Source organism: Myroides sp. LoEW2-1 (genome assembly GCF_009767705.1).
In the GTDB taxonomy this organism is placed as follows: domain Bacteria; phylum Bacteroidota; class Bacteroidia; order Flavobacteriales; family Flavobacteriaceae; genus Flavobacterium; species Flavobacterium album_A.
This window is the reverse complement of the sequence record NZ_WSPP01000039.1, coordinates 1-16,591: the sequence shown is the minus strand read 5'-3', so window position 1 is coordinate 16,591 and position 16,591 is coordinate 1. Positions and strand designations below refer to the sequence as shown.

Genomic DNA, 16,591 nt, shown 5'->3' with positions numbered 1-16,591 from the left:
ATAGTTTTAGTTAAATATTTGTGATTCAGAACCTTAAATATACTAATCCTATCTCTTTTTTTATAGCTTTTTTTTGCTTTTTCTTATATCGAACTCACGTTACTTAGCAAACTCTCACTTCAATCCAGTGCTAAAAGTTGACAAGTACAGAATGATTCCCCCTTACTTACCAAGAAAAACTCTATATCATCACCATCCCTAAACCTACCTCCCCCTACTTTAAAACACTTATAGCTACTTTTATTTCCTTTATCAGTGGAAAAATAACAACTTGCCTTAACACAGCTTAAAAGTTCTTAAAACAGCTTTTAAATCGATTTAAAAAAGGTTTCTTGAATGTTTTTAAACCTTTAAAACAACCTTTGTTTTGATTATCCCCTTATCTATTCACTGAATACAGAGTACACCAAAAGCAATAAACCATTTAAAATGCGGGGGCAATTGAATCAGGACTTCTACACCTACTTTCACCTTGTGAAACTCTTTGACTAAATTCAACCTTACTAAACATAAAGAACACCAATACTTTCATCGGACTTTCTTGCACCTTTCTTCGAGTATCCTTGCACTTTTACTGCCCAAAAGGAGTGTTTTCCCAAGAAAACCCCCAGCAAGCTGCAAGAAAACCCGAAGAAAGTGCAACCAAAAGCACACTAATTTGAAAATAATCATACAAAACGGGTTTTGCTACTTTACAAAAAAGAAGTACTCCTATTGAATCACAGAAAGCAATACTTAGAAAATAATTCTTTAACAACAATCAGAAGATCAGAAAGCTTTTACCCAATATCACTACACAAGTATTCTGTTATGGGCATACTATTAGCTTTTTGTATTTTAAATTAAACTGGTGAATACCCACAGAGATTTTTACCTTTTGTTCAACCTAAGACTAATGACCACACAACGGTACACCCTTTTTGGCAAACCATTCTAATAGCTAAGATTCTATTTCTCACTTTAACATACTAAAAAACACTTTAACATGCTGCTATCAACAATAAAATCACTATTTTTATTACCAAGTATTATTGACTATCTCAGTGATAATCAACACACTGAAAAAAAAGTATAAGTACTTAAAAATCAGTATTTATTTAAAAAACACAACTATGAAAAAGGCGATTTTATTAATTGCAATTAGCGCAATGGCTTTTGTTTCTTGTAAAAACAATGAAAAGAAAGAAGACACAACAGTTCCTAATTCTGAACAAAAGACTGAAGAAGTACAACCTGTTGCACAACAAGAAGAAGTGCAGATTGAAGGAACAGTTACTTACATTATTGCAGATAAGTTAGCAGACTGTACAGGTGTCGGGCCAATGAAATGTATGCAAATTAAAGAGAGTAAAGATGCAGAATGGCAATTTATGTATCAAGGGATTGAGGGATTTGAGTACGAAGAAGGATTCGAGTACGTAGTAGAAGTAAAACGTACTGAATTAAAAAATCCTCCAGCAGATGCTCCTTCTATTCGCTATACTTTAGTCAAATTAATTTCTAAAGAGAAAAAATAAAACAACAAGAGGTTAGCTAAGCTAACCTCTTGTTCTGTATTCCACTTACACTTAAACAGTGATGGACTTTTTCATATATTTTCATCAATGCGATTCCACATTGTCACTAAATCAACTTACTCTTTATACGACTGAACTTTTCTATACACTTCTTCATAGTAATTGTTCGGTAGATCGCTTTCGCTTTGAGTTTCCTCACGATGACTTCCTTTCAGTGTACCAACTTTATATCGAATACTAATCCTATTCTCTCTTAAATTCACTATTCCCTTTACCTTTTCATTACTTTCCTCGTACTTGATACAAAGCACGTCCTCTGATAAATTTGAATCAAACTTGACAGTATACTGTTCACTTCCTTCCTTATGCTCACTCACTGATAGAACACCTCCATGCTTAAAAAAAAGCATCTTTTGATAACCATACACATCCAACTTCATCTCAACGTTTCCTTCTTCGCTTAAAACATTCATTTCCGTCATCTCCCACATTGTACCACTTAACGGGCCATTATTAACTAATTCATAATCAGAAGAACTGCACCCAAACAACATGAATAAAAAGACGAAATAGAAAGTTTTAAAATATTTATTTTTCACAGCAATTATTTTAATTTTATTTTATTTGTTAAAATTAATACTATTTGAATAACTTCAGCATAAATATTTGGCTAACCTATTTGTTTTTTGAGTAAGCATACGCTATATATGTAAAACAAAATTAAATAAGTATGAAAAACAGTGGAGTTCAAAGCAAAAAATAAGCTCCTACACTCCTCATTCCTACATCTCAAATAATATTACACACCCGTATTTTCAGCTTTGATTTTTTATTCTTTTACTTTTTCTCAGATGAATGGCAAATCAATTGTGCAATCAATAATCGGAATTAGAAAAAGCGAAACATACTTGCTTAAGACACTATCCCTTGTGGGTTATTAGACAATTTTCACCTACAAGGTACCATAGGTATTTAAGCGAAAAAGAAGGATCTAACACGAAATAGAATGAATGATACAAGTTTGCTACAGTAGAGTTTTAAAGTAAATTGAAAACTTGTGATTTAGATTTCCTTTGTTGGGTTTGAGCAAAGGGGATTCAAGGTTAAAACTCTAAGGTAAAAAACTCACTTTTTGCTTAGGATTATAGCAATACCAAAGAAGAAACGTAGAGGAGTTGCCGACATAAATTTGTATCTTAGCCCCGTATTTAACTTAATAAACATGTCGAGAAATCTACTTGATACACCAATTGAATACCTTAAAGGAGTTGGCCCACAGAGGGGAGATCTCCTAAAGAAAGAATTGGGTATTTTTACTTATAGAGATCTACTACATCTATATCCAAATAGATACATTGACCGTACAAAATACTATAGCATCAATGAACTAAATGGCAATAATAGCGAAGTACAAATCATTGGAAAAATCATTCACTTAAAAACAGTTGAACAAAAAAGAGGCAAACGCCTTGTAGCGACTTTCACAGATGGTACTGGAGAAATGGAACTCGTATGGTTTCAAGGTTTTAAATGGATTAAAGAGAATCTAAAAATCAACACTCCTTATGTTGCATTTGGCAAATTGAATAGTTTCAACTACTCTTTTTCAATTCCACATCCAGAATTAGAGCTGTTAGAAGACCACCAAAAGAACCTTTCTTCTGCCATGCAAGCAGTCTATCCTTCTACTGAAAAATTAGGTTCGAAGATATCAAATAAGGCAATGAATAAATTAATGAATCAACTTTTAGTTGAAACTCATCAATTGTTCAATGACACTTTACCGAAGGAAATGCGACAAAGATTAAGCCTACTCTCTATGAGAGATGCCTTAATTAATATTCACTTCCCAAAAGACCCAAACCTACTGTCCAAAGCAGAATTTAGATTGAAATTTGAAGAGTTCTTCTATATTCAAATGCAGTTGCTAATAAAAAATATTGCGCGTAAACACAAGATTAAAGGTTTTCCTTTTAAAACTGTTGGCGACTATTTCAATACTTTTTACAAAGAACATTTACCCTTCCCATTAACAGGAGCTCAAAAGAGGGTAATTAAAGAAATTAGAAATGACGTTGGCCAAGAGGCTCAAATGAATCGCTTACTACAAGGAGATGTAGGATCGGGAAAAACAATTGTTGCTTTTCTCAGCTGCTTATTAGCCTTAGACAACGGTTTCCAAGCTTGTATTGTTGCCCCGACAGAGATTTTGGCAACGCAACACTTTATTGGTATATCCGAATTTGCCCAACCGTTGAATTTAAATATAAAGTTATTGACTGGATCATCCAAAACAGTAGAACGCCGAATCATTCACGAAGAACTTGAAAGCGGAGAACTGCAGATTTTAATTGGAACTCATGCGCTTTTTGAAGATAAAGTTATTTTTAAAAATCTCGGCTTAGCGATTATAGATGAACAACATCGATTCGGTGTTGAACAACGTTCAAAATTGTGGACTAAAAATGTCCTCCCTCCCCATGTATTAGTCATGACAGCTACACCTATTCCCCGTACTCTTGCCATGAGTTTGTATGGAGATCTTGATGTTTCAGTTATAGATGAACTCCCACCTGGTCGAAAACCAATAGAAACCCTTCATTATTTTGAAGGGAAGCGATTGGCTGTTTGGCATTTTATCAGAACGGAAATTGCCAAGGGAAGACAAGTATACATCGTATATCCACTAATAGAAGAAAGCGAAACCTTGGATTACAAAAATCTCATGGAGGGATATGAGGGGATATCCAGAGATTTCCCTTTACCTGAATACAGTGTAAGCATTGTTCATGGTCAGATGACTCCTGCTGAAAAAGAAGTTGAAATGGATCGATTTGCTAAGGGAAACACAAATATCATGGTCGCAACAACTGTAATTGAAGTTGGCGTGAATGTCCCGAATGCTTCTGTAATGATTATCGAAAGTGCGGAGCGTTTTGGTTTATCTCAACTACACCAGCTAAGAGGCCGCGTGGGTAGAGGCGCTGAACAAAGTTATTGTATCCTTATGACCGGAGATAAACTGAGTAATGACTCAAAAATCAGAATGGAAACTATGTGCCGTACCAATGATGGATTCGAAATATCCGAAGTAGATCTAAAGCTTAGAGGTCCCGGAGATATCATGGGAAAACAACAAAGCGGAACGCTTCCTTTAAAAATAGCAGATATCGTTAAGGACCAAGATATCCTACACTATGCAAGACATCAGGCTGTACAACTTCTAAAAGAAGATCCTAACTTAGAAGACGAAACAAATCAAAATATTAAAAACAAATTAAACGTACTAAATAGCAAAACAACTATTTGGAATTACATAAGCTAAACAACAACACTATGAAATTAGTATTTGCTTCAAACAACAAAAACAAAATTAAGGAAATCAAGAATCAACTACCTGATTCAATAGAAATTTTAAGTCTTGAAGATATTGGATGTAATATAGACATCCCAGAAACAGCTGACACAATAGAGGGCAACGCCAAACTAAAAGCTGACTTTGTCAAAAGACACTATGGTTATGATTGCTTCGCTGATGATTCAGGACTCGAAGTAGATGCACTGAATGGAGCCCCAGGTGTGTACTCTGCAAGATATGCTGGCGAGGATAAAAATGACGATGCGAATATTGACAAATTATTAGAAACACTAAAAGATAAAGATAACCGCAAGGCGAATTTCAAAACAGTAATTTGCCTAAACTTACATACAGAAACTTTCTACTTCACAGGTATTATAGATGGTCATTTATTAAAAGAGCGCCAAGGTAATCAAGGATTCGGTTACGACCCAATCTTTGTAGCAGAGGGTATGGATAAATCATTTGCCGAAATAACTATAGAGCAAAAAAATGCCATTAGCCATAGAGGAAAGGCTGTTAGTCAATTAGTCAATTTCTTGCTAACGCAACAAAAATAAACAACAAGGGCAGTCTGCACAGACTGCCCTTGTTGTTTATTTTTGTTAATCCTATTTTCTGAGAAAGTACTCCCTCCCCTGAGTATCAACATACACTTTTCTTCCATCAAACAACTCACGTATAAATAAATATTCATTTAATCGTTTTAGTTCTTTATATTTTAATGTAGTTATTTTTGCTAAACCATACTTCTTCTCTTTCTCAACAATTAATTCAGAAGGATTGCTTTCAAATACAATACTATCATACCCTATATCAGGCTGACTGTACAAACGATACTTCCCTTCTCTCTCTAAAATATACTATAGAGAATTTCTTGAAACTACATTGGATTAACTTGAATAACCAATAGTCTTTTGTCCATTAAAAATTAAAACATTTACACTCTTTATTAGTTTAATAGAATCTACTAATATCACACTGCTTACAGTATAAGGGGCATAAGTACCACATATCTCATAAATATTAAAAATATCCTTTTCCTTTTTTATTTCATACTCAACAAATGGTTTAAAGTTACCACAATACGCTATACCTGTATTTTTCATAGGTTTATTATCATAATCAACAAAGTACACTTCTCCTTTGTTTGTAATAACTCAATACCTTCCTTCCTCTTCATTTACTCTTTGTTTGTCTAAGGTATCCGATTTATTAAATAGTGGTTTAGTCACTTGAGCTGATACAATACTTTATATTAGACAACATATCAAAAAAGTAAACAATACTCTCACAATCATTTTTTACAGCCAATACAATTAACAAAACACTAATATACTGATCATTACAAACACAAACTCCTATTACATCTTCACAAGTAAAGAACCAATCACATCGTCTCATCTTTCTACCAATCACACTTTAACAAAAAAGTCTAAAACATTAATGGCACACTTTTTAGGCTAAGACCAAACTATTTAATAATGAACACCTTACCTAAAAACAATTGAAAAATCACTGTTTAATCGACATGAAAAGGCATATACAAAGCGTTAAATTATTTATTTTTCAATAATAAATGACTTTGAAGTATAATTTTTCATTGAATAGTAGTACATTTGCGGCTATTTTAATATTTATATGAACAATTTCGAACAATTAGGATTAAATGAATCCCTTCTATCAGCGATTAGTGATTTAGGATTTGAAAATCCATCAGAAATCCAGGTAAAGGCGATTCCTTTATTATTAGAAAAAAATACCGATATTGTTGCGTTAGCCCAAACGGGAACTGGGAAAACCGCAGCATTTGGTTTTCCTTTGATCCAGAAGATAGACTTGTCTAAAAAAAATACGCAAGCTCTTATCTTATCGCCGACTAGAGAGTTATGTTTGCAAATCGCAAACGAAATTAAACAGTACGCTAAGTACGTAAAAGGCCTACATACTGTTGCTATTTACGGTGGTGCAAGCATCACAGAACAAGCAAGAGAAATTAAACGCGGTGCAAATATCATTGTTGCTACTCCTGGTAGAATGCAGGACATGATCAACAGAGGTATGGTTAATATCAAAGATATTGAGTACTGTGTTTTAGATGAGGCGGATGAAATGCTTAATATGGGCTTCTATGACGATATCACAGCTATTTTAGCGGATACTCCAGAAGAAAAAAACATTTGGTTGTTTTCAGCAACAATGCCTGCAGAGGTAGCAAGTATTGCAAGAGAGTTTATGAAAACTCCAGAAGAAATTACAGTTGGACACAAAAATCAAGCTTCGACAAATGTTAGTCACGAATTTTACCTTGTTGGAGGTAGAGATCGTTATTTAGCACTTAAACGCTTAGCTGATGCTAACCCTGACATTTTCTCAGTTGTATTTTGTAGAACAAAAAGAGATACACAAGCAATTGCTGAAAAGTTAATTGAAGACGGGTATAATGCTGCTGCTTTACACGGAGATTTATCACAAGCGCAAAGAGATGCAGTAATGAAATCTTTCCGCGGTAAACAAATTCAAATGTTAGTAGCTACAGACGTTGCTGCTCGTGGAATTGACGTTGACGACATTACACACGTAATTAACTACCAATTACCAGACGAAATCGAAACGTACACTCACCGTAGTGGTCGTACAGGACGTGCAGGTAAATCAGGTACATCTATGGTAATCATTACCAAAAGTGAACTTAGAAAAATCGGTCAAATTGAAAGAATTATCAAAACAAAATTTGAAGAGAAACCAATCCCTTCAGGTATTGAGATTTGCGAAATTCAATTATACCACTTAGCAAATAGAATCAAAGACGTAGAGGTTAATCAAGAGATTGAATCATTCATTCCTGCGATTACTGAATTACTTCAAGATTTTGACAAAGAGGAAATTATCAAGAAAGTAGTTTCTGTAGAATTCAACAGATTCTTAGATTACTACCAAAAACCTTCTAATAATTTAACTTCTGTATCTTCATCTCGTGGAAACTCAAAAGAAATTCCATCAGACGGTGCAGTTCGTTTCTTCATCAACTTAGGAGCTAAAGACGATTTAGATTGGATGACTCTTAAGGATTACTTAAAAGAGACATTGGATTTAGGTAGAGATGATTTATTCAAAGTTGACGTAAAAGAAGGTTTCTCTTTCTTCAATGTTGAAGCAGATCACGCTGAGAAAGTAATGTCTATCTTAAACGAAGAATCTTACAAAGGTCGTAGAGTAAATGTTGAAATCTCTAACAATGATGGAGGTAGAAACAACAATAGACGTGACCACAACAGAAGAGGTGGACGTAGCAACGACAGAGGTGGAGAAAGATCTTTCAGAAGTGGAAATTCAGACAGACGCGGTGGTGAGAGAAGATCTGACGACAGACGCGGTGGTGAAAGAAGATCTGATGACAGACGTGGTGGTGAAAGAAGATCAGATAGAAATTCTGACAACAACAGAGCTCCACGTAACGAAAGAAGCTCGAGAAGAAGTAGCGATGCAGGATCTTCAAGAAGAACAAGAAGAAACTAATTTGTTAATTTTTACGAAATAGTACTTAAAACTGTAAAATATCTTTTATTTTTAAGCAATCTTAAAACTATGAGAAATTTTACAGTTTTTTTATTTCTAATACTGAGCTCCTTTACTGTTTTTGCCCAAAGCAAAAATGAAGTAAAAGGTACTATCATTAATGATAAGTCATTTTTACCTATTGACGATGTCAATGTAATAAACATTACCCGAGTAAAAGGAACTGTCAGCAAAAGGGATGGTACATTTGCCTTAGAGGCGAACCTAAACGACTCTATACACTTCTCCTACCCTGGCTATAATCCGATCAAACTTAAAGTGACCAATGACTGGCTTAACAACGAGAATTTAAAGATTTACTTTGAAGAGCAAACCATTATGTTAGACGAGATTATTATTAGAAAATTTGACTTAACAGGTATATTAGAAGTCGATACCAAATTATTAGAGTTAAATGACAAAATGGAATTTGACTTTTACAGAAGAAATAGAACACCGTATTATAGTTCAGCAATAGGGACTTTCTTTAGCCCTGTCGACGCAGTCTATAATATGTTTAAAGGAAAAGATAAAAAGCTCAAGAAATTGGATGCAATTAAGGAAGATCAAAACATGATCGCTTTAATGCAAACGAGGTATGATAGAGAGATTGTCTGTGGGTTATTAGACATTACAAGAGAGGATATCGTCAAGACTCTTCAAAATTGTAGCTATTCTGATAAATTTATTTATACCGCAACAGATTTTCAAATTTATCAAGCCCTAAATGATTGCTATAACAATTCCAAAGTGCTATCTTCAAAATAATTCAATACATCTATTATATAGATGTATTTTTTTATGCCCTAACGAATTTGAATAGAGAAAGATCAATTTCTGAGAATTTAAAGTATTTTTGCAACAGTAACAACACATCATAATTTAAAACTACGCTATAAAAGATGAATATCATTTTAAAGAAAGTTAAAGTAATTGACACAACAAGTACGCACCACAATCAACTTGTTGATTTAAAAATTGAGAATGGCTTAATTACACAAATTGCCAATACGATCGAGCCTACGTCCGATGAATTAATTATCAAGGAAGATAATTTACACATTTCGCCAGGCTGGTTTGATTCATCCGTTTGTTTAGGAGAACCAGGATTCGAGGAAAGAGAAAATATACAAAACGGATTGCTTACAGCAGCTAAAAGTGGATTTACACAGATTGCTGTAGAACCTAACAACAATCCAATTACAGATAACCAAACCATAGTTAACTTTATCAAGCAAAAAGCACAAGGAGCTACAACTGAAGTTTTCCCTATAGGCGCTTTAACAGTAGGGTCTAAAGGTACTGATCTTGCAGAATTGTTTGACATGAAGAATGCTGGAGCTATAGCTTTTGGAGATTATAAAAAGGCAATTGGCAATGCCAATGTTTTAAAAATAGCACTACAATATGTTCAAGATTTTGACGGCTTAGTTATCGCTTACAGTCAAGACGACAGTATTATTGGGAAAGGAGTTGCTAACGAGGGAACTGAGGCAACAAAATTAGGTCTAAAGGGAATTCCTGCTCTTTCAGAAGAAATTCAAATAGCACGCAACCTATTCTTACTGGAGTATACAGGAGGAAAGTTACACATCCCTACTATATCTACTGCGAAGTCAATTGAACTGATTAAAGAAGCCAAAAAGAAAGGCTTACAAGTTACTTGTAGTGTTGCAGTACATCACTTAGTGATGACAGACGAAAAGCTAAGAGAATTTGATACCAGATACAAAGTATTACCTCCTCTAAGAGATGAAAACACTCGCCAAGCATTAATTGAAGCAGTAAAAGACGGCACAATTGACTGTATCACTTCTGAGCACAATCCACTGGATATTGAACACAAAAAGCTGGAGTTTGACAAAGCCTCTTTTGGAACAATCGGTTTAGAGAGTGCATTCACCGCTTTGAATACCATATTGCCAGTCGATGTAATCGTTGAAAAATTAACAAAGGCAAGAGCCATCTTTCAATTAGAAAAAGTATCAATCAAAGAAGGAGAAAAAGCAAATCTATCGTTATTTACAACTGAAGGAGAATATACTTTTACGAAAAAGAATATACTATCTAAATCACATAACTCAGCCTTTTTAAACTTACAACTGAAAGGAAAAGTAATTGGCTGTATAAACAACAATAATATAACACTGAATAAAGAGTAAAATCAAATGAATACACAGAAAAATCAAGAAGGCGGAAAGTCACAGCTTTTTATTAGCGCTGAAGAAGTAAAAAAAGGAAAGACAATGGCAGTAGTAGCACATATTACAATTATTGGTTGCCTTGTAGCTATATTTAGCAATATTGATTCAAAAAATAAATACTCTGGCTTTTATATCAAACAAGCTTTTGGGATTCACCTCCTATTTTATGCATTAGCTTACTTTGTGGGAATGGCAAACTCTTGGTTTATGACTTCAGGTTTCTTCCTGTGTTTTTTCATCTTGTGGGTATATAGCTTTGTAGGATCATTGAGTAATGACATCAAAGTACTACCTGCTTTTGGAGTTTACTTTCAAAAATGGTTTAATAAATTATCTGCTTAAAATATCACTATGGACACATCTTTATCAATATCATATATACTTAAAGAGCCTAAGGTAATTAAGGATAAGAATCCCTTAATCATCCTTTTGCATGGATATGGAAGTAATGAGGAAGATCTTTTCTCTTTCGCTTCAGAATTATCTGATGAATATTATATTGTTTCTGCCCGTGCACCCTACCCTGTTCCTCCTTATGGATATGCATGGTATGCAATACATTTTGATGCAGATGCAAACAAATTCTCTGATGACGCACAGGCGATAGAATCGAGAGAATTAATCGTAAAGTTTATAGACGAATTGCTTCAAAAGTACCCTATTGACTCAAACAACGTTAATTTAGTTGGATTTAGTCAAGGAGCTATTTTAAGTTATTCAATAGCATTATCTTATCCCGAAAAGGTAAACAAAGTAGTCGCTTTAAGTGGATATTTCAATACAAACATTATCAATGAGAACTTCGAATCAAATGATTTTTCTAAGATTAAGTTCTTTGCTTCACACGGTACAGTTGATCAAGTCATTCCCGTTGATTGGGCAAGACAAACACCCACTGTACTAAAAAGCTTAAACATCGATTTTCAATACAAAGAATATCCCGTAGGTCATGGAGTACATCCTTTAAACTTCAAAGACTTTAAAGATTTCTTAGAACAATAAAAAAGAGGGAGGTGATTAAATATAGTCACCTCCCTCTTTTGTATTTTCCAATCACTTACTCCGTCAATTCCTGATCCGGACTAATGATATTCATTTCTATTGTTTTAGCAGCAGAAAAGACCGTTTCTCCCTTTTCTTTCAAAACCATATCTTCTCTGGTATCCAACTCCCAACCCTCATTGCTGTAAAGACCACTTATATTCTTTTCTTCTAACAGAATACTCTTTAACTCATTAGGTAAAAAGATCTCTGCGAACTTTTTGTCTTCACTTACTATAACAAAGCAACTTACCTGGTTCTCATCAATATCATTTTCTTCATCTATAATTTGCTCGTGTAAGACACTATCTTCTTCGATCGGATTTAATCTAAACCCTTCTTCGAAAGGTCGAATACAATCTTTGCGGAGTTTACTCCAACGATATGCTGCAGAATAAGTACAACCATGCTCATCTTCCTCCCCCACAATAGTCTTTCCTCCATCAGTTAAAACAGTAGGAGGTTCATTTTGACTCTTATTGTCCTTTAGCACAAAGTCACAAGAAACAAACATTGAACTAATTAATAAAACAGAAATAACTAAAGCTCTCATATTAATTTATCGTTTATTTATTATTGTATAACACAGTTTCGATTGTCTCGAAATCAGTAGGCTTGCCTTCACTGTAGAAATACTTAACAAGTACTTCTCCCCTTAAATCTCCAATAAAAAACTCAGCAATCAACCAACGGTGATTCAAGATACTCACTTTATTAATTAAAGCTTTGTCGTCATTTACCTTACCGTAAGGAACCAAAGGATTGCCATTCTCTTGATGATTTAAAGCCAATACTTGTTCTTTTATACCTGCAAGATTATCATCTAAAGTTTTATAGTTAAAATACTCTTGAGCATCTGAATTGCCATCAATAGAAAAATACTTTGCTTCATTCAATTCCATTACTACTGACTTCAGAGAATCTCGTATAATATCAATCCTCTTATTAGCAATTTCAGTCTTTTTCTCTTCTGACCTAGTCATATTTTTATTCGTTGCATACAAAAACACAATGATTAAAAGTGAAAATACGAATAGGTAAAAAAAAGCTTTATGTCTCATTATATAGTGGTTATTTTAAATTTTAATTTGCAAGTTATCATAGGCCAAATATACGTTTTTTGGCAGAACTTTCTCTACTTCTGCATGAAATCCTAAGTCTTGTGCAATGTGGATTAAATAGGTTTTTTCAGGATTGATATCTTGGATAAATGCCAAAGACTCCTCAAGATTAAAGTGAGTAGGATGCTCATTTACTTTCAAAGCATTTACGATTAATACTTTGCAACCTCTTATCTTTTCCCTTTGACTCTCATCAATATACTTTGCATCCGTAATATAAACTAAGTCACCTAATCTATATCCAAGAATAGGCAAATTGCCATGCATAATATCCAAAGCTTGTATTTCCTTGTTTTTAATATAAAAAGGAGTAGATGAGTTAATTAAATTTTGTTGAACTGAAGGAGCTCCTGGATACCTGTTCTCAGTAGCAAAAATATAATCATATCGCTTCTTCAAAGCCTCCATTACTTGCTCAGAAGCATAGATAGGCAAGTCACCGTACAACAAGCTGAAAGGTCTAATCTCGTCCAATCCTGCGATATGATCAGCGTGTTCGTGTGTAAATAAGATTGCGTCGAGATACTCACACTTCGCACTTAACATTTGCTGTCTAAAATCAGGACCACAATCAATAACAAGTGTTACATCATCCCACTTTATTAGCACAGAAGTTCTAAGTCTTTTATCTCTTTGATCTGTACTGTGTGCTACTGGGTGATCAATCCCAATTATTGGAATCCCTTGTGATGTACCTGTTCCTAAAAAATATACCTCCAAAACATTTAATTTTATTACAAAAGTAAGGTTTATCTTTTTTTCTTGTACGATATTTGTTACGTTTGTTTAAAAAGCTAATTAATGAAGAAATTTTCAGAAGACTTAGTATTAGAAGGAGATAGATTAATTGAACACCAACCCGCTATCTCTGATAAAGCATTACGCATAAATTTGAACAACAATATTTATGGTACTTTTGCTGAAATTGGTGCAGGACAAGAAACTGTAAGACATTTTTTCCGTGCTGGAGGTTCCTCAAGAACAATCGCTAAAGCAATGTCTGCCTATGATAAAGTATTTAGTGATGCTATTTACTCTGTAGAAGAAGATGGAAGATACGTTACTGAAAGTAGATTAAACAAAATGTTAGATTACGAAACGCGTAAATTAGAAGACCGATTAATACGCGAAGACAATCCTAACAAAACTTTTTTTAGCTATGCCAATACTGTAGCTACTATTGATTACGCTAAGAAAAACAAAGGACATGGATGGATTGGGATAAAGTTTCAATCAGAGCCTGACCAAGCTTTTAGCAAAATAGTTCTACACATTCAATTCAAAGAAACTGATTCTAAACTACAACAAGAAACATTGGGTATTTTAGGAGTGAACTTAATCTATGGTGCTTACTACCAAAATCACGACCCAAAAAAACTTATACACAGCCTATATGATCACTTGGATAAAGATCAAATAGAAATTGACAGTATCAACTTTTCTGGACCTTTATTTCAAGACGTTGACAATAGACTAATGAGCTTGTTCTTGGTAAAAAATGGTATGACAGATGCAGTGATGTTTGGCAGTGATGGACAAAGCAAACTACCAGCTAATGTACTATACAAACAAAACATTCTTGCCCTTAGAGGTAGTTTTAGACCTGTGACAATTGTAAATATGGATATGACACAGAAGTCCATAGATATGTTTATACGAGAGAATGACTTGAATAGACAAAATACAACAGTTGTTTTTGAAATTACTCTTTCTAATTTACTAACAGAAGGGGAAATAGATGAAATAGACTTCTTACATAGAGCTGATCTTCTGTGTTCTTTAGGGCAAACTGTTATGATTTCCAATTTCCAAGAATACTATAAACTAACTGAATATTTCTGTACTTATACTGATCAGAAAATTGCAATGAGTTTAGGTGTAAGTAGCTTATTGAATATTTTTGAAGAAAAGTACTACAAAAACTTGACAGGTGGAATATTAGAGGCCTTAGGTAAACTATTTAGAAAAAACATGAAGATTTACCTTTACCCTATGATGGATAAAGAGAAGAATATTATCAATTCTACTAATCTGAAAGTAGATATTCAGATGAAAGAACTATATAAATTCTTCAAAAAACAAGGACAGATTGTCGACATTACTGAATATGAAGAGAAACACTTAGGAATCTTCTCTCGTGATGTATTAAAGCAATTACAAGAGAAGAAAGATGGATGGGAACAACAACTTCCTGCAGGTATCTCTCAAATGATAAAAGAAAAAGAGTTATTTGGATACAAAAACTAATAAAAAAACTCCCTGTCAAAACAGGGAGTTTTTTTATTTACTTTATACTCTCGTAGTACGTCTTTAATATTTCTTCTCTAAAATCTGGATGTGCAATTTCTACCATTGCTGACACACGTTGCTTTAAGGTTTTACCATACAAATCAGCTACACCATATTCTGTCACAATATATTGAGCATGCGCACGAGTGGTTACCACCCCTGCTCCTTGTTTTAAAAAGGGAACGATGCGATTATGTCCTTTATTACTTGTAGAACTCAAAGCAATGATCGCTTTTCCTCCTTTACTCAAAGAAGCTCCTCTTACAAAGTCCATTTGACCTCCAACGCCAGAATACATCTTTACTCCAAGTGAATCTGCACACACTTGTCCTGTTAAATCAACTTCTAAGGCAGAGTTAATCGCTACAACTTTAGGATTTTGTCGGATAATAGAAGTGTCATTGACATAACTTGACTCTTTCATCACAATAAAAGGATTGTTATCTACAAATTTGTACAAGCGCTCTGACCCCAATAAAAAGGTTGCAAGTGCCCTACCCTTTGCTATTGTTTTTCGAGAACAATCAATTACTCCACTTTCTATCAAATCAATTACCCCGTCTGAAAACATCTCCGTGTGCAAACCTAAATGCTTATGAGAAGTCAACTGAGATAAAACAGCATTAGGAATAGAACCAATCCCCATTTGAAGCGTACTTTCATCTTCTATCAATTCTGCTACATACTGCCCTATAACCTTCTCTGTATCTGTGATAGGCAATTGCTTACTCGCATAAATCGGCGAGTGATGTTCTACTGCTAAGTCAATTTTTGATATGTGCAATACACTATCTCCAAATGTACGTGGCATATTCTTATTGACTTGGGCAATGACCCATCGAGCATTCTCCATAGCAGCAACAGTTCCTTCTACTGAAACACCTAATGAGCAAAAACCATGTTCATCAGGAGGTGAAACTTGAATAAGAACAACGTCTATTTTCAGTACGCCTTTTCGAAATAAAGTAGGTACTTCACTTAAAAAAACGGGCGTATACGATCCGTTCCCTTCAGTTATTGTGTGTCTTACATTCTTTCCTATAAAAAATGAATTTACATGAAAACTATCAGCCAAAGAAGGATCAGCATAAGGAGCAGGTCCTTCTGTGTGAATATGACAAAATTCAACATTTCTCAATTCACTGGCGCGATCACTTATCGCTTTCGTTAATATATTAGGGGTTGCCGCTGCGGCATGTACATAAATTCTATTGCCTGATTCGACTACTTTCGCAGCTTCTTCTGCTGATACATATTTCATAAGTATGCGCTATTTTAGTTTGTAAAAAGTCTTATTTAAAGTCCTTACAAATTACAAAAAATAAAAACACAGAATACCTGATATACATCATTGAACAGAAAGATTTAGCCTATAAAAATGAATAAAAACAAATTAGAAACATATCTTAGCCCCTAAATAAGCTGGAGTGAAACTAGTAAATTAATTACATAACTTTGGACTTATGAAATACAAGAAATGGAGCTTATCTGAGAAGCTATCAA

16 protein-coding genes are annotated in these 16,591 nt (G+C 34.1%); 9 read left to right on the top strand and 7 right to left on the bottom strand.

Annotated elements, in window-relative coordinates:
- Positions 1-1,112: 1,112 nt before the first annotated feature.
- Positions 1,113-1,517, top strand: coding sequence for a DUF4377 domain-containing protein (locus GOQ24_RS03305; protein WP_155091826.1), 405 nt, complete (start codon positions 1,113-1,115; stop codon positions 1,515-1,517).
- A 116-nt stretch (positions 1,518-1,633) separates the two neighbouring features.
- On the opposite strand, the gene GOQ24_RS03300 is transcribed toward GOQ24_RS03305, so the two are convergent.
- The gene (locus GOQ24_RS03300; protein ID WP_155091827.1) at positions 1,634-2,116 is read right to left on the bottom strand and encodes a hypothetical protein; all 483 of its coding nucleotides are present in this window, start codon (positions 2,114-2,116) and stop codon (positions 1,634-1,636) included.
- A 623-nt stretch (positions 2,117-2,739) separates the two neighbouring features.
- On the opposite strand from GOQ24_RS03300, the gene recG reads away from it, so the two are divergent.
- Entirely contained in the window at positions 2,740-4,842 is a 2,103-nt protein-coding gene (gene recG / locus GOQ24_RS03295; protein ID WP_155091828.1) for an ATP-dependent DNA helicase RecG, read from the top strand.
- Positions 4,843-4,853: 11 nt separating this feature from the next.
- Positions 4,854-5,435, top strand: coding sequence for a non-canonical purine NTP diphosphatase (locus tag GOQ24_RS03290; RefSeq protein WP_160339100.1), 582 nt, complete (start codon positions 4,854-4,856; stop codon positions 5,433-5,435).
- A 51-nt stretch (positions 5,436-5,486) separates the two neighbouring features.
- On the opposite strand, the gene GOQ24_RS03285 is transcribed toward GOQ24_RS03290, so the two are convergent.
- Both GOQ24_RS03285 and GOQ24_RS03280 read right to left on the bottom strand, forming a co-directional pair.
- On the bottom strand, positions 5,487-5,708 hold the full coding sequence (locus GOQ24_RS03285; RefSeq protein WP_155091830.1) for a hypothetical protein: 222 nt from the start codon (positions 5,706-5,708) through the stop codon (positions 5,487-5,489).
- Between the two features lie 60 nt (positions 5,709-5,768).
- Positions 5,769-5,984 carry a hypothetical protein gene (locus GOQ24_RS03280; RefSeq protein WP_155091831.1) on the bottom strand — a complete coding sequence of 72 codons (216 nt, stop codon included), beginning with the start codon at positions 5,982-5,984 and terminating at the stop codon, positions 5,769-5,771.
- Positions 5,985-6,516: 532 nt separating this feature from the next.
- Here GOQ24_RS03280 and GOQ24_RS03275 point away from each other — a divergent pair.
- The 5 genes from GOQ24_RS03275 (at position 6,517) to GOQ24_RS03255 (ending at position 11,639) form a co-directional block, all read left to right on the top strand.
- Positions 6,517-8,394, top strand: coding sequence for a DEAD/DEAH box helicase (locus GOQ24_RS03275; RefSeq protein ID WP_155091832.1), 1,878 nt, complete (start codon positions 6,517-6,519; stop codon positions 8,392-8,394).
- Positions 8,395-8,463: 69 nt separating this feature from the next.
- Positions 8,464-9,201, top strand: coding sequence for a carboxypeptidase-like regulatory domain-containing protein (locus GOQ24_RS03270; protein WP_155091833.1), 738 nt, complete (start codon positions 8,464-8,466; stop codon positions 9,199-9,201).
- A 134-nt stretch (positions 9,202-9,335) separates the two neighbouring features.
- Entirely contained in the window at positions 9,336-10,595 is a 1,260-nt protein-coding gene (locus GOQ24_RS03265; RefSeq protein ID WP_155091834.1) for a dihydroorotase, read from the top strand.
- A gap of 6 nt (positions 10,596-10,601) precedes the next feature.
- Positions 10,602-10,979 carry a hypothetical protein gene (locus tag GOQ24_RS03260; RefSeq protein ID WP_155091835.1) on the top strand — a complete coding sequence of 126 codons (378 nt, stop codon included), beginning with the start codon at positions 10,602-10,604 and terminating at the stop codon, positions 10,977-10,979.
- A gap of 9 nt (positions 10,980-10,988) precedes the next feature.
- Positions 10,989-11,639 carry an alpha/beta hydrolase gene (locus GOQ24_RS03255; protein ID WP_155091836.1) on the top strand — a complete coding sequence of 217 codons (651 nt, stop codon included), beginning with the start codon at positions 10,989-10,991 and terminating at the stop codon, positions 11,637-11,639.
- A 55-nt stretch (positions 11,640-11,694) separates the two neighbouring features.
- Here GOQ24_RS03255 and GOQ24_RS03250 read toward each other — a convergent pair whose 3' ends face one another.
- The 3 genes from GOQ24_RS03250 to GOQ24_RS03240 all read right to left on the bottom strand — a co-directional run bounded on the left by GOQ24_RS03250 (position 11,695) and on the right by GOQ24_RS03240 (position 13,519).
- A complete protein-coding gene (locus GOQ24_RS03250; RefSeq protein WP_160339099.1) occupies positions 11,695-12,231 on the bottom strand; it encodes a hypothetical protein in 537 nt (178 codons plus the stop codon).
- Between the two features lie 13 nt (positions 12,232-12,244).
- Positions 12,245-12,661, bottom strand: a complete 417-nt coding sequence (locus GOQ24_RS03245; protein WP_230381505.1) for a hydrolase — start codon at positions 12,659-12,661, stop codon at positions 12,245-12,247.
- 93 nt (positions 12,662-12,754) lie between these two features.
- Complete coding sequence (locus GOQ24_RS03240) at positions 12,755-13,519, bottom strand: MBL fold metallo-hydrolase (protein ID WP_155091839.1); 765 nt, start codon at positions 13,517-13,519, stop codon at positions 12,755-12,757.
- An 81-nt stretch (positions 13,520-13,600) separates the two neighbouring features.
- Here GOQ24_RS03240 and GOQ24_RS03235 point away from each other — a divergent pair, with 81 nt between their 5' ends.
- The gene (locus GOQ24_RS03235; protein ID WP_155091840.1) at positions 13,601-15,046 is read left to right on the top strand and encodes a TonB-dependent receptor; all 1,446 of its coding nucleotides are present in this window, start codon (positions 13,601-13,603) and stop codon (positions 15,044-15,046) included.
- Positions 15,047-15,083: 37 nt separating this feature from the next.
- Here GOQ24_RS03235 and GOQ24_RS03230 read toward each other — a convergent pair whose 3' ends face one another.
- Complete coding sequence (locus tag GOQ24_RS03230) at positions 15,084-16,349, bottom strand: acetyl-CoA hydrolase/transferase family protein (protein WP_155091841.1); 1,266 nt, start codon at positions 16,347-16,349, stop codon at positions 15,084-15,086.
- Between the last annotated feature and the right edge of the window lie 242 nt (positions 16,350-16,591).